General features: G+C 38.9%; 17 protein-coding genes and 2 pseudogenes. 10 read left to right on the forward strand and 9 right to left on the reverse strand.

From position 1 onward, the window contains the following. Positions 1 to 146 precede the first annotated feature (146 nt). A complete protein-coding gene (gene ald, locus IPK35_07405) occupies positions 147 to 1,259 on the reverse strand; it encodes an alanine dehydrogenase (protein ID MBK8053085.1) in 1,113 nt (370 codons plus the stop codon). A 290-nt stretch (positions 1,260 to 1,549) separates the two neighbouring features. On the opposite strand from ald, the gene IPK35_07410 reads away from it, so the two are divergent. The 6 genes from IPK35_07410 to IPK35_07435 all read left to right on the forward strand — a co-directional run bounded on the left by IPK35_07410 (position 1,550) and on the right by IPK35_07435 (position 8,395). Further along, a complete protein-coding gene (locus IPK35_07410) occupies positions 1,550 to 3,433 on the forward strand; it encodes a gliding motility-associated C-terminal domain-containing protein (GenBank protein MBK8053086.1) in 1,884 nt (627 codons plus the stop codon). A gap of 32 nt (positions 3,434 to 3,465) precedes the next feature. Beyond that, complete coding sequence (locus IPK35_07415) at positions 3,466 to 4,575, forward strand: DUF2891 domain-containing protein (GenBank protein ID MBK8053087.1); 1,110 nt, start codon at positions 3,466 to 3,468, stop codon at positions 4,573 to 4,575. 65 nt (positions 4,576 to 4,640) lie between these two features. Next, complete coding sequence (locus tag IPK35_07420; protein MBK8053088.1) at positions 4,641 to 5,921, forward strand: HlyC/CorC family transporter; 1,281 nt, start codon at positions 4,641 to 4,643, stop codon at positions 5,919 to 5,921. A gap of 61 nt (positions 5,922 to 5,982) precedes the next feature. Next, positions 5,983 to 7,173 carry an Nramp family divalent metal transporter gene (locus tag IPK35_07425; protein MBK8053089.1) on the forward strand — a complete coding sequence of 397 codons (1,191 nt, stop codon included), beginning with the start codon at positions 5,983 to 5,985 and terminating at the stop codon, positions 7,171 to 7,173. Between the two features lie 131 nt (positions 7,174 to 7,304). Next, positions 7,305 to 7,757 carry a hypothetical protein gene (locus IPK35_07430; GenBank protein ID MBK8053090.1) on the forward strand — a complete coding sequence of 151 codons (453 nt, stop codon included), beginning with the start codon at positions 7,305 to 7,307 and terminating at the stop codon, positions 7,755 to 7,757. Further along, positions 7,754 to 8,395 carry a DNA-3-methyladenine glycosylase gene (locus IPK35_07435; GenBank protein ID MBK8053091.1) on the forward strand — a complete coding sequence of 214 codons (642 nt, stop codon included), beginning with the start codon at positions 7,754 to 7,756 and terminating at the stop codon, positions 8,393 to 8,395. Before IPK35_07430 ends, IPK35_07435 begins: the two co-directional genes overlap by 4 nt. 237 nt (positions 8,396 to 8,632) lie before the next feature. On the opposite strand, the pseudogene IPK35_07440 reads toward IPK35_07435, so the two are convergent. Both IPK35_07440 and IPK35_07445 read right to left on the reverse strand, forming a co-directional pair. Further along, a pseudogene (locus IPK35_07440) lies at positions 8,633 to 9,569 on the reverse strand (glycosyltransferase). A 30-nt stretch (positions 9,570 to 9,599) separates the two neighbouring features. Next, positions 9,600 to 10,154: a DUF4199 domain-containing protein gene (locus tag IPK35_07445; protein ID MBK8053092.1), complete on the reverse strand. Its 555-nt coding sequence runs from the start codon at positions 10,152 to 10,154 to the stop codon at positions 9,600 to 9,602. A 954-nt stretch (positions 10,155 to 11,108) separates the two neighbouring features. Between IPK35_07445 and IPK35_07450 the strand changes: the two genes are divergently transcribed. Continuing rightward, entirely contained in the window at positions 11,109 to 11,594 is a 486-nt protein-coding gene (locus IPK35_07450; protein ID MBK8053093.1) for a peptide deformylase, read from the forward strand. 301 nt (positions 11,595 to 11,895) lie between these two features. On the opposite strand, the gene IPK35_07455 is transcribed toward IPK35_07450, so the two are convergent. The 6 genes from IPK35_07455 to IPK35_07480 all read right to left on the reverse strand — a co-directional run bounded on the left by IPK35_07455 (position 11,896) and on the right by IPK35_07480 (position 15,581). After that, the gene (locus IPK35_07455) at positions 11,896 to 12,039 is read right to left on the reverse strand and encodes a hypothetical protein (GenBank protein ID MBK8053094.1); all 144 of its coding nucleotides are present in this window, start codon (positions 12,037 to 12,039) and stop codon (positions 11,896 to 11,898) included. Between the two features lie 107 nt (positions 12,040 to 12,146). Beyond that, on the reverse strand, positions 12,147 to 12,695 hold the full coding sequence (locus tag IPK35_07460) for a YqgE/AlgH family protein (GenBank protein MBK8053095.1): 549 nt from the start codon (positions 12,693 to 12,695) through the stop codon (positions 12,147 to 12,149). Position 12,696: 1 nt separating this feature from the next. Then, a complete protein-coding gene (fabD, locus tag IPK35_07465; protein ID MBK8053096.1) occupies positions 12,697 to 13,572 on the reverse strand; it encodes an ACP S-malonyltransferase in 876 nt (291 codons plus the stop codon). Between the two features lies 1 nt (position 13,573). Continuing rightward, the gene (gene folE, locus IPK35_07470) at positions 13,574 to 14,170 is read right to left on the reverse strand and encodes a GTP cyclohydrolase I FolE (GenBank protein MBK8053097.1); all 597 of its coding nucleotides are present in this window, start codon (positions 14,168 to 14,170) and stop codon (positions 13,574 to 13,576) included. Between the two features lie 6 nt (positions 14,171 to 14,176). Beyond that, the gene (locus tag IPK35_07475) at positions 14,177 to 14,590 is read right to left on the reverse strand and encodes a 6-carboxytetrahydropterin synthase (GenBank protein ID MBK8053098.1); all 414 of its coding nucleotides are present in this window, start codon (positions 14,588 to 14,590) and stop codon (positions 14,177 to 14,179) included. Positions 14,591 to 14,900: 310 nt separating this feature from the next. Next, positions 14,901 to 15,581, reverse strand: a complete 681-nt coding sequence (locus IPK35_07480; GenBank protein ID MBK8053099.1) for a hypothetical protein — start codon at positions 15,579 to 15,581, stop codon at positions 14,901 to 14,903. On the opposite strand from IPK35_07480, the gene IPK35_07485 reads away from it, so the two are divergent. The 3 genes and pseudogenes from IPK35_07485 (at position 15,580) to IPK35_07495 (ending at position 22,609) form a co-directional block, all read left to right on the forward strand. Then, positions 15,580 to 15,684, forward strand: a complete 105-nt coding sequence (locus IPK35_07485; GenBank protein ID MBK8053100.1) for a hypothetical protein — start codon at positions 15,580 to 15,582, stop codon at positions 15,682 to 15,684. The two genes, IPK35_07480 and IPK35_07485, sit on opposite strands and share 2 nt — an antisense overlap. A gap of 887 nt (positions 15,685 to 16,571) precedes the next feature. Then, positions 16,572 to 21,103: pseudogene (gltB, locus tag IPK35_07490) on the forward strand (glutamate synthase large subunit). A 39-nt stretch (positions 21,104 to 21,142) separates the two neighbouring features. Further along, positions 21,143 to 22,609, forward strand: a complete 1,467-nt coding sequence (locus IPK35_07495; protein ID MBK8053101.1) for a glutamate synthase subunit beta — start codon at positions 21,143 to 21,145, stop codon at positions 22,607 to 22,609. The last annotated feature ends 48 nt before the right edge of the window (positions 22,610 to 22,657 follow it).

Raw genomic sequence — 22,657 nt, forward strand, 5'->3', positions numbered from 1 at the left:
AATTATTTTACTGTGTATTAAACACAATTTTTACATCTATAGTTCAATACTTTTTGATTTGCATTGTAAGCTTTTTCACACTTAAAATTTTAAACAAACTCTTAAATACCTTATAGGTTTCTAAAACCTATAAGGTATTTAACTTTTTACAATACGGCACTTACATCTGTGTACTCAAGTCCAAATGCATCTGCTACACCTTTATAGACGACTTTGCCATTGACTACATTCAAACCAAGTTTGAGTTCTTTATTGTCCTGACATGCTTTTTTCCAGCCTTTGTCTGCCAGTTGTAAGGCATAAGGCAAAGTGGCATTGGTCAAAGCTATGGTAGAAGTATACGGTACTGCTCCCGGCATATTGGCAACACAATAATGAACGACATCATCTATCACATAGATAGGGTCTTCATGCGTAGTAGGATGGCATGTTTCTATACATCCTCCCTGATCCACCGCAACATCTACGACTACCGTGCCAGGTCTCATTTCCTTCAGCATATCTCTGGTGATCAGATTGGGTGCTTTGGCGCCTGGTATCAGTACAGCTCCTACGATGAGGTCGTGATTGACGATCAGTCTTCTGATGGTATACTCATTGGAGTACATCGTGATGACATTGGCAGGCATTACATCCGACAAATATCTTAATCTCTTGAGACTTACATCCAGTATAGTTACTATGGCCCCAAGACCTGCGGCCATTTTTGCAGCTTGAGTACCTACAACACCTCCACCTAATACCAGGACTTTTGCAGGAGGTACACCAGGGACTCCACCCAAGAGCACACCACGACCCTGCATTGGTTTTTCCAGGTACTTCGCGCCTTGCTGTATGGCCATACGACCGGCTACTTCTGACATAGGAATCAGCAATGGCAATGATCTGTCAGGAGACTCAACAGTCTCATACGCCAGACACACTGCATTACTCGCGATCATGGCATGTGTCAAAGGTTCATACGATGCAAAGTGGAAATATGTAAAGAGGAGTTGATTGGACTTGATAAGTTTGTACTCTCTTTCTATGGGTTCTTTGACCTTGATGATCATTTCAGCGATGCTGTAGACATCTTCTATAGTAGGCAACATAGATGCTCCAGCCTGAATATACTCAGAATCCGGAAAGCCTGATCCTTCTCCGGCACTTGACTGAACATACACTTTATGTCCTCTACCTACAAACTCCATCACACCTGCTGGTGTCAGGGCTACCCGATTTTCACTCGGTTTTATCTCTTTTGGTACTCCAATGATCATAATTATGGCTTTTTTTGTATTTAAATTGATTTACTTTTGAAAGGCAAAAATACAAACATAAAATCAAATATTATCACAATTTTAGTATGTAACTGACTAAAATCATGTTTCTTGAATTCCGATTGATTAATATCATGATTTTGAAATCAATCATACCAAAAAGTTAAAGTCACAAATCTTTCGTAATAAAATGAACATTCATATTTTTATTTTGTATATTGCAGAGTCAATAAACAGATTTCGACTTGAGAATTGTAATCTTGATACTTCTATATTTCATAATGCCTTCGATGGAGGCACAGAAACCTTTTGTGTGTCAGGGTCAGTATTACTTATCGCTTACGAGAGACAGGAGTCCTGTTTCAGGATTGTATGAAGTGAAATTCTCTCAAAATGGTCAAAGAGTTGTTTTAGATACAATAGCAGAATCAGTAGGACTTATTCTCAATGGTATGGGATACCGAAGTACTGATAATTTCATCTACGGGATGGATCCCTTTACCGGCAGGCTGAGAAGGGTAGGTAGTGATGGTATTGGTGTTGACCTTGGATTGCCAAGGGGATTGCCTCCGGGCGCACTATACTATGCTGGAGACGTATCACCTGAAGGCAGATTTCTGGTGGTAATAACTTCAGGTACCATCACACCACAATTAGTCAAAATAGATCTTGAGAGCCCTGTTTTTCAGTGTCAGGTTTTACCCCTAATAGACAGATCAGTGAGTGTGGTGGATATAGCATTTGACCCTTTTACAGGGGTTTTATATGGAAATGATATCAGAAATCAAAGATTGGTTACCATCAATACTGAGTCAGGAAGTGTCAATAGCAATTTTCCGATTCAAAGGCAAGTAGATCAATTGGGAGCATTATTTTTTGATTCTTTTGGCAATCTGTTTGGATATGGCTCATTCAATTCTCTTGTGGCTGATAAGTTGTTGGCTATTAATAAAAATACAGGAATTATAACCCTTTTAGCCCAAGGTCCTCCATCTGTGGGTCAGGATGGATGCTCGTGTCCATATACGGTGGAACTGCAAAAAATTGTTACTCCTGCTGAGGCTTTTCCCTGTACCGAAGTGGTTTATTCATTTGTAGTGAGCAATGGATCAGGTATTACAAGAGCAGGCATCAACCTTTCTGATGATATGCCATCAGGATTGATAATTAAGTCAGTGATAAACAATCCCTTCGGAGGTCAGGTAACTATATCAGGTAATAGAATCAGAATTGACAATATGTCCGTGAGAGTAGGTATTGACACTATCAGGGTTTTGGTAGAAGTCGGACCTGATGCACTGGGGACATACAAAAATCAGGCTATGCTTTCCGGTTTACCATTAACTCTTGGAAGAACAACACTTTCGGACAACCCATTTACTACTATCGAAAATGATAGCACAACCTTGTTTGTCAAAGAATTGGATTTGTCTTTTATCAAGGAAGAATACGTAGTATGTCCTGGTTCAGGAGTCATGATAGATGCCACATTTTATGGCTTAAAATACCTTTGGTCTGACGGAGACAGGTCTTCAAAAAAATGGTTACCATCACCAGGACAATACACCTTGCTTGTAAACTCACTTTGTGAAAATTTATTTTTTAATATCAGTGTCGAAGATGATAATATCTCCTTAAAAATACTTCAGGATGACTATTCCATTGACTTGGGTGATGAAGTGATTTTGACTGGTGAATTTACGAGTAGTCAGGAAAATACAAAATTCCTTTGGGAAGGAAAAAACAATCCTCCGCCAGAATGCCCCACTTGTATTACAACAAGTGTTATTCCTCATAATGATGGGTTTTATACATTGTCAATGGATGCGGGCAAAGACTGTATGCTAAAAGACAGTGTATATATCCGGGTGAACAAAAATAGGCTGTATCACTACCCAAATATCATGTCAGCAAATAGTGATAGCAGAAATGACAGGTTCTTCCTGAGTGGTAATACCCGTACCATTCAGGGCTTATTCTTAAGAGTGTACGACAGATGGGGCAATAAAATTTACAGTACAGAAGAATTTGAACTCAACGATGCGAACTCAGGTTGGGATGGTACTTTTAATGGTACATTCGTCAATAATGGAGTGTATGTGTGGCAAGCCGGCTTAAGATACCTTGATGGATATATTCAAAATGTTGCTGGTGATGTGACTGTGATACGATGAGATGATTATCTTTGTTGGAAATTGTGCATATCATGGCTTGTCATTTTCATAAAAGACATCTTTTTGGTTTATTGTTTTTTGCTTATCTTCTTACTACCTGTAAAAGTGCTGAGGACAATATTGCATCTGATAAGCGTCTGACGATATCAAAAGAAATTGCAGAAAATCTATCTCGGCTTCCAGTAAAGTGTCTTCAGAAAGAGTATCCCAATAAGCTTAATCAATCACTTTCTGATGCGACAGAAATAGGAGCACCTGCACAACTACATCCTGCATTCTTTGGTTGTTATGACTGGCATTCGTCCGTGCATGGGCACTGGATGTTGGTCAGATTATTAAAACAATTTCCTGATTTGTCTCGTAGGGATACCATCATGACACTACTGATTGAAACTCTTACAGCTGAAAATATCAATGCAGAAATATCCTACTTCAAGCGTAAGAGTGAAAAATCATACGAAAGAACGTACGGATGGGCATGGTTGCTTAAACTTCAACAGGAGTTGGACTCATGGACTATCCCGGAAGCAAAACAACTCGCACAAAACCTGCAACCACTCACAGATCTTTTGGTAGAGCGGTATCTTGAGTTTCTGCCCAGACTCAACTATCCAATAAGATCAGGAGAACACCCTAATACGGGATTTGGGCTTGCACTGGCTTATGATTATGCCCGGTCAGCAAAAAAAGACTCCTTGGTTCAGTTGATTAAAATCAGATCAAAAGACTACTTTTTGAATGACAGTAATTGTCCTATGACGTGGGAACCGGGAGGATTTGATTTTCTGTCGCCTTGTTTGCAGGAAGCAGATCTGATGGCAAGGATTTTAGATCCTAAAGATTTCAAAGAGTGGATTGACCTGTTTTTGCCTGATTTGCAAAATCGGGATTTTAAATTGGAACAGGCAAAGGTTTCTGACAGAACCGATGGTAAACTAGTACATCTGGATGGAGTCAATTTTTGCAGGGCGTGGTCACTTTACAGGATTGTAAATATTATCCCTGAATATCACCACTTAATCCAGATAGCCAATCAACACATCGAAGCATCATTGCCCAATATCGCCGATGGTGGATACGAAGGGGAACATTGGCTTGCTTCTTTTGCAATTTATGCACTTTCACAGCCTGAAGAAAATTGATCTGACATAAAAATCTCCATGATGTTTTATTTATTCAAATGTCGCCTTAAACCTAATAAAAAGTCATGGAATTAATCATTATTCTTGCGCTGATTTTGATCAATGGTATTTTCTCAATGAGCGAATTGGCATTGGTTTCTTCCAGGAAATTTAAACTTGAAAAAGCCAAAAAAAAAGGAGTCAGAGGGGCTAAAACTGCTTTGGAACTTTCTGAAAATCCTACCAGGTTTTTAAGCACAGTCCAGATCGGTATTACCGGAATTGGGATCTTGTTGGGTATTTATAGTGGTGAAAACATAACTAATGATGTGGAAGCATATATCTCATCTTTTGGTTGGTTCCATCCCTATGAACATGCTATTGCTACCGGAATTATTTTGATTTTGATTACGTATTTTTCTATTGTTTTCGGAGAATTATTCCCAAAAAGAATTGGAATGACTTTTCCGGAGCCAATAGCTTTAATGGCTGCAAAGCCTATGCAAATATTGTCAAAAATAGCATCACCTTTCGTTTGGATGCTCACCATTTCCAATAATCTTTTACTGAGATTTTTTGGAATCAATAAATTGAAGGAATCAATAGTCACTGAAGACGAAATCAAATCTATCATTGCTGAAAGTGCAGAAGGCGGCGAGATAGATTCTATCGAGCAGGAGATTGTCGAAAGAGTGTTTGAGTTGGGGGATAAAAAAGTCAACAGTATTTTTACATATAGGAGCGATTTGATATATTTTGATATTTCAGAACCTTGGAAGAAAGTAAAACAAAAAATCAACGCGGCAAAACATTCCTGTTATCTGGTATGTGAAAACCATAATATCGATGAAGTGGTAGGGATCGTATTGCTAAAAGATTTGTTTGATGTTGATGATAAGACATTTTCTTTGAAAGATTATATTACACAACCAGTATATATTAACGAGTATTTTTCAGCTTATAATTTGCTGGAACAATTTAAAAAGCATAGAATGCATTATGGAGTTGTGGTGGATGAATTTGGCAGTACAAAGGGTCTGGTTACTATGGTTGATTTGGTCGATGCACTGATTGGAAATATTATGATAGAAGATGAAGAAAAGTTTGGAATTGTCCAGCGTGAAGAAAACTCCTGGTTGGTTGACGGTCTGTTTAGTATAAGTGAATTTCAAAAATATTTTGACATAGATTTAGATGAAGAAGTATTGGAAAAATATACCACTATTTCAGGTATTTTTATTTATTTTAATAACGAAGTCCCAATGGTTGGTGACAAAATTACCATTGACAAATATACCATAGAAGTGGTAGACAAAGATGGACAAAAAGTGGACAAAGTGATGGTGACAAAAAATCAGATTTTTTAACATACTAAAAGTTGAAAATGATTTTTTACATGAATGATATAAAACAATAAATTTGGTAAAAATCTTAAATATTCTGAAAAATACCGGGCCAGGCATCCTGATCACTGCTGCATTTATAGGCCCCGGAACGGTGACGGTTTGTCTGCTTGCAGGCAATCATTTTGGCTTTGCATTGCTGTGGACGATGTTGTTTGCGACAGTGACCACTATAGTGCTTCAGGAGATGTCAGCAAGATTGGGATTGGTGACAGGAGCCGGACTGAGTCATGCCATCCGACAATCTGTCCATCTGCCCATCATCAGGTATGTGGCATTTGCTCTGATTTTTACAGGTATTTTGCTGGGAAATGCTGCTTATGAAGCTGGAAACATCAGCGGTACGCTGATAGGCATAAAAATGGTGGTGGATTCGGATATACCATCCTATTTGCTGAACCTCCTTGTCTATCTTCCTGCATTTTTATTGTTGTATTTTGGTACCTTTAAGCATTTTGAAAGATTTTTTATTGCATTAGTCGTTTTGATGAGTATTGCTTTTTTAGCCACCGCAATCATGTCGGCTCCGGATTTTTTGTCTTTGCTGCAAGGATTTAAACCATCATTGCCATCTGAAAGCTTACTTACCGTAGTAGGACTGATTGGCACGACTGTTGTTCCTTACAATTTGTTTTTACATGCTGATGTGATTCGCCAAAAATGGCAGAATGTGAACGACTTGCCATTGGTAAAGAAGGATACCATCATAGCAGTCACTGTAGGAGGTTTGATATCCGGATGTATCATCATCACTGGTGCATCGTTTTCCGGTACTGAGATCAGAGGTATTAGTGAACTTTCTGTACCTTTCACTCAGATGTATGGTAGTGCAGGAAAGTATTTGTTTGGATTCGGAATTTTTGCTGCAGGTTTTACTTCTACTATCACTGCTCCGCTTGCTGCGTCTTTAGTGGCCAAAGGATTATTTGGTTGGGATGCTGAAAGTGATAAAAACAAAATCAGAATAGTGTGGATCATCATCCTGACGACGGGATATATTTTAGCATCTGTAGGATATAAACCCATCGAGATCATAAAAATTGCGCAATTTGCCAATGGACTTCTGTTGCCACTCATCGCCGGATTCCTGATCTGGGTAGTCAACAGAAAGAGCCTTATGGGACAATTTGTTAATTCAACATTACAAAATATTTTAGCTGTTTTTGTTTTGTTTGTTACAATGATCTTAGGGATGAAAGGAGTTGGGTTGATTTAATAAAGTTCAATGGAGTTCAATCATTTCAATTAGTTCAATGGAGTTCAATTTAATATAATAGAGTTCAATGGGGCTCAATTTGGTTCAATAAACTGCGAAAACAATATCAAAAATCATAGAAGATCATATTTATGAAGTATCGGAGTCTTACAGGTGAAGAATTGGCAGGTCTTGAAAAGGAGTTTATCAATTTTCTGATTGTCAATGGCATCGATGCACAGGAATGGGAAAAAATCAAAATTCATGAATCAGGTCAGGGTGAAAGGATGATAGATATATTTAGCGATATGATATTTGAAGGAATTTGCCTGAAAGTCAAATATCTCGAACATTTTGATAAGCAAGGTCTCAAACTTTTCAGGTGTGATGATCACTTGATCAGACTGACTGGAATAATCACTGACACAGCATTTGATTCTGTCCATGAAATGATGGTACACATTGCAAAAAGTCCTGCTAAATTCCGGATTTTTCATACATCAAAAGGGTATTTGCCGGACAGAAATATGGAAATATTCAGAATGATTAGTGCCGGGGCTGTGATCACTGATGGAACATATTATGAACATTTTCAAAATCAATGATAGCTGAACCGCCAATTTTACCGAAAACATTCTATACCGGCAGTGATGTTGTCGGCATTGCCAAAAGCCTGTTGGGTAAAAAAATCATTAGCAAAACTGAAAACGTGCTCACATCAGGCATCATTGTGGAAACAGAAGCCTACCGAGGCCCAGATGATCGTGGCTGCCACGCTTATGGCAACAGATATACGGAAAGGACAAAAACGATGTTTGAACCCGGAGGTGCTGCTTATGTGTATATATGCTATGGCATGCATCCGATGCTTAATGTGGTGACAGGCAGTAAGGACGACCCACACGCTGTATTGATCAGGGCTATAGAACCTATGGATGGTTTCGAAGTGATGCTGCGACGAAGAAATATGGAAAAAGCTAGTCACCAGCTGACCAACGGACCTGGTAAACTTGCAGTGGCTTTAGGCATTACTAAATCACTCGATGGGGCGATATTCCATCATGACTCCAGTCAACTGCAACTCGCTGCAGGATTGTCATTTGATGATGAATGTCACATCATCTCCGGTCTTCGGGTAGGTATGAGCGTCCATGTGGGCCCTTGTGGATATAGACCATGGAGATTTTACATCAAAGGCAATAAATGGGTAAGCAGGCCTCAAGTGGTGAAATATGAATTTTGAAATTTCTTTGGGTTAGAGTTGGAAAATTCAGTTTACTATCCATTTATACCGAAATTGTTCTCACTTATAGGTGTATCACAAAAGTGCACTTTAAGAAAATTATTTTTTGATTTACCCCAACCCATGACTTTTCGGCAGGTTGGCTTTAAAGGGGACAAAAAGAATTTTTTGAACGATTTAATGGAAAAATGGGATACATCCTTCAATTTGGATTGTCTACTTACTTTTCTAAGAACATTAGATTTTGTCTACTATATTGTAGTTATTCCTCTCATGCGCATTTCTGCTGATCATCTCACCCAAAAACCCCGCAATAAATAATTGAACACCCACAATTACTGAAAGAATACCAAGGTAGAATGCAGGCCTGTTGGCTATTCCTACTTCATTAAAGATGACTTTTTCGACACTCATCCAGGCCAGGATGGCTATACCTATGAAGGAAATAAAGGTGCCTATCACCCCAAAAAAATGCATGGGCCTTTTTCCAAACTTTCCCATAAACATGATGGAAGCGAGATCCAGTGGCCCGTATATAAATCTGGATAACCCGAATTTGGTGGTACCATACTTCCTTTTTTGGTGCTGAACTACCTTCTCGCCGATGTTGTAAAATCCATTCCATTTGGCGATGACGGGTATATACCGATGCATCTCACCATAGACTTCTATATTTTTTACGACTTCATGATCATAAGCTTTCAGACCGCAGTTCATATCGTGTAGCTTAACACCAGACATCCGGGAAGTTACAAAATTATACAACTTTGTAGGAATCGTTTTTGAAATAGGATCATATCTCTTTTTTTTCCAGCCTGAGACGATATCGTAGCCACCTTTTGTGATCATTTCGTAGAGTTCAGGGATTTCATCAGGACTATCCTGCAGGTCTGCATCCATGGTGATCACAACGCGCCCCCTTTGTATTTTCAAAACCTACGTTAAGCCCGGCTGATTTGCCGTAGTTTCTTCTGAATTTCAGTCCTCTGACATGCTCATTGCGGGATTGAAGATGCCGGATGACCTCCCAGGATTTATCCTTACTGCCATCATCTACTAAGATGATTTCATAAGTATATCCGTGTTTATTCATCACTCTGACGATCCAGTCATGAAGTTCCGGCAAAGATTCTTCTTCATTAAAAAGTGGAATGACTATAGATAAATCAATCATGATGAAATGGATTTTATGAAAATAGGATTCTTAAAAATGGTCATAATTTTGGCTCTGAGATGTGGAATTTGATTCGTCTGGCCTGTTTTTTTTCATGATAGCCGCAATGATAATAGCAAGGAAAGCACCCGGAAATAAAAAAGAAACGGGAATCGTTACTGCTATCTGTGCCAGACCAAACGGATTGGTATCTTCAATAGTTGCAATTTGTTCCTGAATCTGTTCATCTGATAATTTGAATAGTGTTCCTGTCTGTTTTAAAACATCTATCTGTGTCTCTCTTATTGTGTCAATCAATGACGGATCTATATAATTAACAAGAATAAACATAAAAATAGAGGAAATAAACGATCCTAAGACATAAGCCAGCCATGACGATTTAAATGATTCGCTAAGGGAAAGAAATCCTCCATTCTCAGATCTGGTTACTGATACGGACTTTACCATAAAATATATACAAATTATTAAGCCAATCCATGAGCCAGCTCCTAATAATAATACGGGATCATAAAAATACAATAAGATGTTAAGCAGGATGGATGCAACTCCCATCATCAACCCAAACCTTACAAAATGATTTTGCATAAAGACTGTTTTGTGCCGTAAAATTAATAATAAAAAATGATATGAAAGACGTGAACTCGTTATACCACATCTCAGAATGTCATTATTAATTTCACAACACCTGATTCTTATCATATTTAGTTCTACTTTGACAAATTATCCGGACTTTCCGATTGATTGGTTACTGTTGGGTTAACCCAACAGTTGTGACCCTAATTTAATGTGAATTCGGGTTGGGGCATTTTATATTACTCCTTTATACCAAACAGAAAATTGATTGCGAAAATTTACAATCATAATTATTTAATTTACAATATATTATGATTTAAATTTTTCGCAGAATATTTTCTGTCCACTATAAATAATAGGGGCGTAGCCCTATAATCTGTGTAATCACAGTTCCAAAACATATAATCAGGGGCGTTAGCCATGTAATCTTAAAACAATTTCAGCATCATTAAAGATGTCAGGCCGAATCCGCGTTAATTTAACCTTACATTTATGCCGACGAGAATTTATTTTTCTAAAGACGATGATACACATGTCTTTATGTTAAAAATAATTCTGTCGCCATTTTTAGGAATCTTTAACTTTGAAAAAATATTAGGTCTACTGTTGATTACATTTTGAAAGTGTAATTGACTTAGATTTTTGAAGGTGATAAAGTAGAATTAGTTACAAGGAAGTCATGGTTCATTTGGTAAACACATAAAGAATGAAAGATATTGTTCAGCCACCGTTATGGAAGATGTCACAAAGTATGTACTTTTATTCCAAAATTTGATTTACAAATATGAGGTCACTTTTGGATGAAATAATTTTAAACATACCTTAAAAGGTAATCAATTTTTTAAATGAAAAATTGGATATTTTCAATCAATTTGTAAAAATTATTTAAAAACTTTAAGGAAATAGTTTTGCCCGCATAAACAACCAAAACAATTAAAAAGATTTAACAATTTAAAAGAGAAACAGATGAAACATCTTGATGACCTCCTACAACTCGGCAATCCAGTACTTTATGAAATCTCTGATCCCGTGCTTTTTTCAGAGAAGGAGCTTGTTTCAGGTTGGGTTGCAGACATGCACAATGTGATGGAGGAAATCAGGGCAAAATATCATTTTGGAAGAGCGATTGCTGCCCCTCAGTTAGGGATAATGAAAAGACTGATCTATATGAACATCGACAGACCTATTGTTTTTATCAATCCCGAATTGACTGATCTCAGCGCTGAGATGATGGAAATTTGGGATGACTGCATGTGTTTTCCAAATCTGCTGGTAAAGGTGAAGCGGCATAAAAGTCTTAATATTGACTATCTGGACGAAAACTGGCAGCCACAAAACCGGAGAATGACAGATGATCTTTCAGAACTACTACAACACGAGTATGATCACTTAGAAGGAATTTTATGTACTATGAGAGCCATAGATCACAAATCATTCAAGTGGAGAAATTAAGTATTCATCTACATTTACCCACCCCAACCCTCAACTGTCTTCCGGATCGTCGCAGTTTACAACTGCGATGCCATAAATTAGGAATTTATAATCAATGTCGTTTATGTAAGATAAATTTATCTGTTTTTACCCATCCTAAGTCCTTCCCTCCAAAGGGAAGGACTTCATAATGTGGTCTTATCTTAACGACATTGAATTTATAATTCTCAGCCTGCAAAAAGCCATATGTCAGATAAATTTGTGAGGATTCTTTACACTCCTAAATCAGGCAATCGAATTGCAAATTCTATAACCTAAAAATCTAAAATGATAATCTATTACGACCTCCAAATACTTCAAAATCAGTCGCATTGCTCACTTTTAGCTTCGCACCATAGTGGTGACTATGATTTGTCGCTAAAAGTGCTGATTTTCTTGTATTTGAAGCTCTCACTACGAATCTCATTTTAGATATTTAGGTATAATAATTGGATCGTTTTGACAAACTGTTACTATCAGGGTTATTGCCAGTAATTTTATCCGCCTGTTTATTCAATCGCGTTTTTATGGTACTTAATTTAAACTCACTGCGTCCGGCATCTGTGCGATCACGGTATAGGTATTTCCTTTATTGTGCAGTACGGTTTGCCAAAGTACAAAGGGTTTTATTTTAAAGAGGTAATTGGCATCCATGTCTTCTACAATCCATGACGTCTCCTGCATCTCCTCAATTAATTGTCCTTCTGTCCAGCCGGAGTAACCTACAAAAAATTTAATGTTATTGTCTTTTATCAGGCCGTTTTCCATCAGGAATTTGAGTTTTTCGAAATCACCGCCCCAATAGACACCGGGACAGACTTCCAGACTATTGTCAAGCATATCACCTACATTGTGTAAGTAATGAAGACTGTCTACTGCTACCGGGCCACCTACAAATACTGCCGCCTTAGATTCAGGAAAATCGGGTAGTAGTTCATTTACTTTAATGTCAAGAGTCTTGTTGAGAACAAAACCGGTAGTACCGTGGTCGCCGTGCTCACATATCAGCACTACTGTCCTTTTGAAATTTGGATCCAGCATAAATGGTTCTGCTAAGAGTATTTTTCCGGCTTTTATTTCCATATTAAAGGGTGATTGTTTCAGTATTACGATCTACTTTTTTGATAAGACCTGACAATATCTTTCCGGAACCTCCCGCTTCAATAAAGGTAGTGATACCATTTTTGATCATATTTTCTATGGTTTGAGTCCATTTTACAGCTCCGGTGAGTTGGGCAATCAGGTTTAACTTTATAATCTCAGGATCCGTTTCCGCCTGAGCTGTGACATTCTGATAAACCGGACAAGCAGGTGTACTGAAATGAGTATTCATAATGGCTTCTTCCAGTTCTACTCTGGCTGGCTCCATCAATGGGCTATGAAATGCACCTCCCACTTCAAGTCGGATAGCTCGTTTAGCACCGGCTTCAGTCAGTTTTTGCATCGCCTGTTCAACACCAGGTATGCTACCTGAAATCACTAATTGGCCCGGGCAATTAAAATTGGCGGCGACTACTATTTCGTCCACACTGTGACAAATATTTTCCACCACGTCATTGTCAAGGCCCAATATAGCTGCCATCGTGCCGGGTATGGCTTCACAAGCTGCCTGCATAGCCATAGCCCTTTTATAAACCAATCTAAGGCCGTCATCAAAACTGAGAGTGCCATTTGCCACCAATGCAGTAAATTCTCTAAGTGAGTGCCCAGCTACTGCGTCCGGCTTTTTATGGTCTTTGGCCGAAAGCGTGGCTATGGAGTGTACAAATAAGGCTGGCTGGGTCACTTTGGTTTGTTTTAAATCTTCAGCAGTACCATTAAACATGATGCCAGAAAGGGCAAATCCGACTATTTCATCTGCCCGCATAAAGATATCTCTGGCTTTTTCACTGGATTCATACAAGTCTTTGCCCATACCTTCAAACTGTGCCCCCTGTCCAGGAAAAACTATGGCTCTCATTTTATCTCAATTTTGCTGTAATTAAACTTAAAAACTCATTTCGTGTCTCTATATTTCTAAACGCACCGGTAAATGCAGATGTTGTGGTAACTGAATTTTGTTTTTGTACACCTCGCATCATCATACACATATGAGCTGCTTCTATTACAACAGCTACGCCCAGAGGTTTGAGGGTGTCGTCTATGGAGTGCAGGATTTCATGTGTCATTCTTTCCTGAACCTGCAGTCTTCTGGCAAAAACATCTACCACGCGAGGAATTTTGCTCAACCCAACTACATAGCCGTTTGGTATGTATGCTATGTGTGCTTTGCCGTAAAAAGGTAGGAGATGATGTTCACACATGGAGTATACTTCTATATCTTTGACTACGACCATTTCACTGTAATCTTCCTTAAAGAGAGCTGAATTCAATATGTCAGAAGCACTTTGCTGATAACCTTGTGTCAAAAACTGAAACGCTTTTGCTGCTCTTTCAGGTGTTTTATGAAGTCCTTCACGATCAGGATTTTCACCTATCTGTTGCAGGATATTTGTATAACTTTTTCTTATGGATTCAGTTATCCGGGGATCGTAATGGTCTTGTTTTTTGTATGCCATCTAATTTTATTTTTCACCATAATATTCTGCATAGATTGTATCCGTTTCCTGCAGTTTTACACAATGCAAGGTACAACCTTTGATATGTGGTTCGAGTTGTTGCCAAATGAGAAGAGTCATATTTTCTGTAGTAGGCATCATTCCTGCGGGCAAAAAGTCTGTATCGAGATTGAGATTGGAATGGTCGAGTTTGTCAGTTATGACTTCTCTTATGATCTTACTGAGCTTTTTAGCATCATGCACAAAACCAATCAAGGGATCAGGAGTTCCTTTGACGGTAACATATAGGGTATAATTATGTCCGTGCCAGTTTTTGTTGGCACATTTTCCAAAGTATGAAAAATTTTCTTCTTCCGTCCACTCACTGATCCACAGCTTATGAGCGGCATTAAATTTTTCAACCCTTGTAAGATATACGATCGCCATGAATTATGTTTCTGAAAAATCGGACGCAAAGGTACAATAAAAATCATCAATTGGAGCATGTTTGAATATTGAGTGTGTATAACATATTTCACTTTTTTGATGACAACTAGAAGTGAACAGCACTGCAAACGTGATACACGTGTTGCTTTTAGTAATAATGGGTGGGTCGTCCCTAAGGGAACGAGGGTAGTGAAGAGCATAAACAAAAGTGCAATAAGTTAAACGATGAATTTTGATGATGGGGTGAATATTGTATTTTTTGCTGTAAAAAGCAATCTTTCACTGTCTTAAGGTACCTGTATCACTACAATTTCTTTACTATCCAAGCCCTAATATCTAAATAAAGTATAGATCTCCGCTCAAAAACATCAGATTCTAATGCTATCAATTCGAGATCAAACTCTTTTAACATCTTTTTTCTTTCGTTGACAGGTGCTTGGGTTATTTTTTGAAAAAACTTTAATGTAGTCTTCTGTAGTTTATTCTTTTCTTCCATTTTATTGAAAAACTGCTTGGCTCCTTTGATAAGATATTCCATGATATGATCATTGCCTGCATCAAAGTGGGCCATTAAAAACATAAGCTGACTATAGCCCTGAATGTCTTCTCTTAAGGATCCGACTTCCATTTGAAAGATAAGGTTCAGGTATTTTAAAGCTGTGGAGTGATCACCTGCCATCAGATGCATCCATGCGATTTTGAAGTAGAAAACCAATATTCTGTGGGCATCCAGCTTAAGCTTATACCTTTGAATTCGTTTTAAGGTAGAGGGTATGACCTGCAGTCCTTCTTTGTAGGACTCATGGAGAAAATGGTAATTCAGTCTTCCATAATGCACATATAGGAATGATATGATCTGAGTGTTATTATTAAAAGTTGCATAGTTGTCTGTTCTGTATTTTTCCAGTTCATCCATGTACTTGTCATATTTATCGATGATGCGCAAATTGTAGGTACAAGTGAGCAGATAGTGATATCCTCTCATGTACAGATCAGGATCATCATCAATCAGATGTGGCGTATTGTCAAAAAGTTCTACCCACTTTTCTGCATTGATCAGACAATTTTCAAAATCTAAGCATATGTAATAAAGCCATACGAGAGATTGATACAAATAAATTTTTTCATGGTAGGCCACACCCTCTTTAGTATTGTATTCCATCAGCCATTTGTACCTGTACATGAAGTCATTGAGTTCATCTACATTTTTTACATGACCATTTTTGACATAATGGCTGTGGAGAAGTATTCTGATATTTGAAAGTCGGGCTATGTTGTCTATTTGTTGGATCTTTTCATCACATTTTGCTATCAGTTCCGGTACCATTTCCGGACCGCTGCGTGTTATGTGCCTTGACTCGATATTTTTTTCAGTTTCAAATATTGAAAGATGGAGGATATTATTGTCTGATTTTTCTGCAAGAATTTTTGCTTTATCAAGTATTTTCAAGGCTTGAAGGTAGAGTCCTTTGCCGTACAATATGTCAGCATAATCCAGATACTCACGGAGTTGAATATCTGTTTTTTTCTGAATATGTATCATCCTGAGACTCATCATCAGTTGTTTATAAAGGTGTCGTTTCAGATTGGAGTATTGGTTTTTATCGACGCCTTTGAGCTTGCCGAGAATGAGATTATCATTGACATCTTTTTGTTTGTCAATCATCTCAAACAATTGCATGTACTTCAATGAATCACTATCCTGTATTCTTGATGTATAAAAAGTAAAATTCCTCTTTTCAGCTTTTGTCAGGGATTTTACTAGTTGGAATAGTTGATCTGACTGCGAGATGGGCATAACAATAAAATTTTAAATAAAAAGCTGAATTACAATGATTTGTAACAAATTTTTAATTTTTGAAAATAACATTAGAAGCTCAATTGATGGTTTCTGTTCGGTAAATATAATATAATATTGTCTTCCAATTGTATAATTGCAAAATAAAATTCTAAAATCATAATATAAAATCGTTGTATGCAATCTGTTGAAAATGACCAGGGACTGTATTTACCTCAGCTGGAAAAGGATGCTTGCGGTATAGGATTGATAGCCCATCTTCAGGGTGATAAATCTTATAGTATCGTAAGTGATGCACTGACTATGCTTGAAAATATGGAGCACCGTGGAGCATGTGGATGTGAAGAAAATACAGGAGACGGAGCTGGGATTTTGACACAGATTCCGTACATATTTTTTAGGAATTATGCTGAAAAAATCGGTCAGACACTACCGGAAGATGGACATTATGCTGTAGGGTTTACTTTTATTCCCAAAGATGATATTCAAAAAAAACACATAATTCAGCTCATCAGTGAAATCCTTGGGTCTCATCATTTCAGATTGCTGTTTACAAGGGAAGTACCAACAGACAATAGTATGCTCGGGCAAGGTGCATTAGATACAGAGCCTGATATGATTCAACTGTTTGTGGCACCTGATGATGTTAAGGTCGTTCGCCACGATTTGGAGAGAAAGCTATATGTGATCAGAAACCACATTGTCCGTGTAGTAATTCAACACTACCCTCAACTTAAGGAAGTATTTTACTTTCCATCCTTTTCTTCTCAGACTATAATATATAAAGGACAACTCAGAGCGATACAGATCAGGTCATATTTTAAAGATTTACAGGATACTCAATTCACTTCAGCCATCGCTCTGGTGCACTCAAGATTTTCAACCAACACCGTACCGAGATGGAAACTTGCTCAGCCTTTCAGATGCATTGCTCACAATGGGGAGATCAATACAGTCCAGGGCAATGTCAACTGGTGGACGGCCAGAGAAAAAGATCTTGTTTCTGACATGTACAGCCAAAATGATTTTAAGCATCTGTTACCTGTGTGCAGCGATACACTTTCTGATTCCGGAAATTTTGATGCTGTATTGGAGTTTTTGTTCAGGAATGGTTATAGCATGCCTCATGCATTGATGATGATGGTCCCTGAAGCATTTCAGAATGACAATGGCATGGACGCGTATAAGAAAGATTTTTACAGTCACTTTGAACCCCTGATGGAACCGTGGGATGGACCTGCATCGATTTGTTTCTCCGATGGTATAGTGGTAGGTGCGACAGTGGACAGAAATGGTTTACGTCCATCAAAATATTGTGTGACAAGTGATGATAGAATCATACTCGGATCCGAATCAGGTGTGCTGGATTTACCACAGGACAAAGTTATATATAAGGGCAATCTGGCTCCCGGAAAAATTCTTATTGCAGATCTTGATGCCGGCAGAATAGTCGGTGATGATGAGTTGAAGGAAATAATATGTAAGCGGCATCCTTATAGTAAATGGAATGATCAATTCAGGCTCAAATTAGAATCCATAGAGATACAAGATGGTGTGAAGGTTTTGGTTTTGGAATTACCACTTACCCAGCGAGAAATGGCAGCAGGTTATACAGAAGAAGATCAGGAAATTTTGCTCGTTTCTATGGCAGACACAGGATATGAACCTATTAATTCTATGGGTTCAGACATACCATTGGCGGTGCTGTCAAAACAAGCTCAACCTATATATAATTATTTCAAACAAGAGTTTGCTCAGGTCACTAATCCTCCCATCGATCCTTTAAGGGAAAAATTCTTCATGACCTTGCAATGTTATTTGGGCAATTTGGGAGACATCCTGCATGTCAAACCTGAAAACACTAAACAAATTCAACTCAAAGGACCGGTTTTTTCTGATGATGATTTTCTTAAATTGTTGTCTGTACACTCTGATGAATTTAAACTTGGGAGAGTAGAAGCATTATTTGATATTGCAAACCTGGAGAACCTTCAGAAGGCCATTCAAAAGATTTGCTTGGATACTGAAGAAAAGATAAAAAACGGAAGTACAATAATTATTCTGGACAATACATCTATATCCATAGCCAAGGCAGCAGTGCCGTCGATGATGGCTGTAGGCGCAGTACATCACCACCTGATCAATGCCGGATTGAGAAGGAGAGCATCGATAGTAGTTAATGGCCTTGATATCATTGAGGCACATCATGTAGCATGTCTGTTGTCATTCGGTGCAGACGCAGTATATCCGTCATTGGCGTTGGAAAGTGTACACTCATATGCTTTGCAGAAGGGAAAAGACATCTATACAGCAAAGAAAAATTTTATTAAAGCACTGGATTCCGGATTACTTAAGATTATGTCAAAGCTGGGAATATCTACAGTCAATTCATATAAAGCAGCGCAGACATTTGAAGCTTTGGGTATACATAAAGAAGTTATGGACGTATGTTTCAAAGGTGCTGTATCGAGAATAGGTGGTATGACTTTTGAAATGCTGGCAAAGGAACAACTTCACAAACATCATCTTGCATTCAGCAACTTAGATACAAACCTTCCGGAATCAGGAAGGTATCAGTGGAAACAAAGAGGTGAATTCCACCTCTTTAACCCTACATCTGTGCATCTACTCCAGCATTCCACCAAGACAGGAAACTATGAGTTATTCAAAAAATATACATCCGAGGTCAATAACCAGTCAGAAAGAGCTTGTACCCTCCGTAGTTTGCTGGATTTTAAGAAAGGTGTATCCATTCCATTGGATCAGGTCGAGCCTGCAGAAAATATCATGAAAAGGTTTGCAACAGGTGCGATGTCTTTTGGTTCAATATCTGCAGAAGCACACACTACCCTCGCCATTGCGATGAACAAAATCGGTGGCAAAAGTAATAGTGGCGAAGGTGGCGAAGATGCTGAAAGATATAAACCACTCCCTAACGGTGATTCTGTTCGTTCTGCTATAAAACAAGTGGCATCCGGCAGATTTGGAGTAACAATAGAATATCTGAATAATGCCGACGAAATACAAATCAAAATAGCCCAGGGGGCCAAACCAGGCGAAGGTGGGCAGTTGCCCGGACATAAAGTAGATGCCACTATCGCCCGTATCAGACATTCTACAGAAGGGGTAGGCCTCATATCTCCACCTCCGCATCACGACATATATTCCATTGAAGATTTGGCGCAGCTTATTTTGATTTGAAAAATGCCAATCCAACTGCAAGAATCAGCGTAAAGCTGGTGGCCAAGGCTGGTGTAGGCATCATAGCTTCCGGAGTAGCAAAAGCCCATGCGGACCATATCCTCATTTCGGGATTTGATGGTGGTACAGGGGCTTCACCGCTATCATCTATCATGCATGCCGGTATACCTTGGGAATTGGGTCTGGCGGAGACACATCAGGTACTTGTCAGGAACAGACTCAGAGACAGAGTGACATTACAGACAGACGGGCAAATCAGGACAGGCAGAGATATGGCTATTGCCACGATGCTCGGTGCAGAAGAGTGGGGCATCGCTACAGCGGCATTGGTGGTAAGTGGCTGTATACTGATGAGAAAGTGTCATGTCAATACATGCCCGGTGGGTATAGCTACACAAGATGAGTCTTTAAGGGCAAAATTTGATGGAAAAGTTGAATATCTTATAAATTACTTCACATTTTTAGCTAATGATTTACGTGAAATTATGGCTGAACTTGGATTCCGTTCCGTAGATGAGATGGTGGGCAGATCGGATATGTTGAATTATGATCTGAGCAATAAGTACTGGAAATACAGAAATCTGGACTTGGGACCATTGCTCCATCAACAGAAAAATACTGAGGGCCACACTTTATACAAATCCATCCCACAGGATCATGGCATAGATGATGTACTTGACCACAAATTGATAGAATATGCTTCTCTTGCTATAAAAGACAAAATTGCTATCAACAGCACTTTTCCAATAAAAAGTATCAATAGGGCAGTAGGAACCATGCTGTCAAGTCATATTGCTAAAAAATATGGGGCGTCTGGTTTACCACATGGATCTTTGGATTTCAGATTTAAAGGATCTGCGGGACAAACATTTGGTGGATTCGGGATCAAAGGCCTTCACTTTATACTCGAAGGCGAGGCCAATGACTACTTCGGCAAAGGCTTAAGTGGTGCAACCCTGATCATCACCCCAGACAGGGATTTTTCAGGTGATCCGCAGGAAAACATCATTGTAGGTAATGTAGCACTATTTGGTGCAACATCCGGAGAAGTATTTATAAAAGGGCGGGCAGGCCAGCGATTTGCGGTACGTAACAGCGGTGCATCTGCCATAGTAGAAGGGGTAGGGGACAATGCCTGTGAATACATGACGGGCGGTATGGTGACCATATTAGGTAGTGTGGGTAGGAATTTTGCAGCAGGCATGAGCGGAGGTGTAGCCTATGTCTATGATCAGGCTGAAAATCTGAACATTGTACTCAATCGGGAGATGGTCATCATTGATGATATGACACCACACGATGAGCACATCCTTAAAGAACAACTGAGAGATCATTTCAGATACACAGGTTCTGCTCAAGCTCTTGAAATACTAACTCATTGGAATACTCTGAAGAGAAAGTTCAATAAAATAATGCCAGTAGAGTATAAAGCTGTACTCGAAAAAAGAAAAGACCCCGGTTTTATACCAAAATCTAAAAAAGTGGCTGCCACCAGATATGGTTTTTAATAGTGCAGTATAATCATACCAGATAAAAAAAAATAAAATATGGCTGATCCAAAAGGCTTTCAGAAGTATAACAGAGAAGTACCCTCATCAAGAATGGTAAATGAACGTTTGCAGGATTATAAGGAGATATATAATAAAACGGAAGATAGCTTTATTCATACTCAGGCTGCAAGATGCATGGACTGCGGTGTTCCTTTTTGTCATAGTGGATGCCCGTTGGGTAATATTATTCCCGACTTCAATGACGCTGTATACAAAGAAGATTGGCACAAAGCTTATCAAATTCTTTCGGAGACCAATAATTTTCCGGAGTTTACGGGAAGAATTTGTCCGGCACCATGCGAAGCAGCTTGTGTATTGGGCATAAACAACCTTCCGGTGACCATAGAAAATATCGAAAAACAAATCATCGAGCATGCATATGCTCACGGCTGGGTAAAAGCCAATAATTTTAGGGTAGAATCAGGCAAATCAATTGCCGTCATCGGATCGGGGCCAGCAGGATTGGCCGCTGCATCGCAGCTCAATAAAGCTGGCCACCGAGTCACGGTGTACGAAAGAAATGAAAAACCCGGAGGGCTACTCCGATATGGCATCCCTGATTTTAAACTCGAAAAATGGGTGGTAGATCGTAGGGTCAAACAAATGGAAGCATCGGGAATCACATTCGTATGCAATGCCAATGTAGGTGTGAATACTGATATAAAGCAAATCGAAGCCCAAAACGATGCCATCGTTCTCACCAGCGGAAGTACTATTCCCAGAGATCTCAATATACCTGGCAGGGATGCAAAAGGTGTATATTTCGCCATGGATTTTCTCGAAAAATCGAATAAATACGTAGATAAAGGCTTAGAAAAATTGCCGGATATTTATGTCAAAGGCAAAAAAGTCGTCGTCATCGGCGGAGGAGATACTGGTGCGGACTGTGTAGGTACTTCCAACAGACAAGGTGCAGCATCAGTCACACAAATAGAACTACTTACTAAACCCGGTACATCAAGAACTATGAAAGATCCATGGCCACTCTGGCCCATGATACTGCGGTCATCAACTTCACACGAAGAGGGTTGTCAGAGAGAATGGTCCATCCAGACCAAACAGTTTGTAAAAAATGAAGAAGGTATCCTTACAGGTATTGAAATCGTAGATATAGTCTGGGAAATAAACTCGGAAACAGGCAATTATGGATTCAGAGAATTGTCAGAAACGACCAGAATACTGGAATGTGATGCGGTATTTATTGCAGCCGGATTTTTGTTTCCTCAGAAAGAAGGCATGATTGATCAGCTTGGTGTACAACTGGATGCCAGGGGCAATGTACAGACTCAAAATTATCAAACAAATATTCCACATGTCTTTGCCGCCGGAGATATGCGCAGAGGTCAGTCTCTGGTAGTATGGGCTATTTCAGAAGGCAGAGAAGCTGCGAGAGCTGTAGATGAGTTTTTATCAGGCAAATCATCTCTGGAAGGAAAAGCTGCAAACGTGTTGGAGATGGTTTAAAGTGTTTTGTGATAAACCCTGCTATACCTATTCTAATTCTGAACAACA

The organism is Saprospiraceae bacterium (genome assembly GCA_016713025.1).
GTDB lineage: Bacteria > Bacteroidota > Bacteroidia > Chitinophagales > Saprospiraceae > OLB9.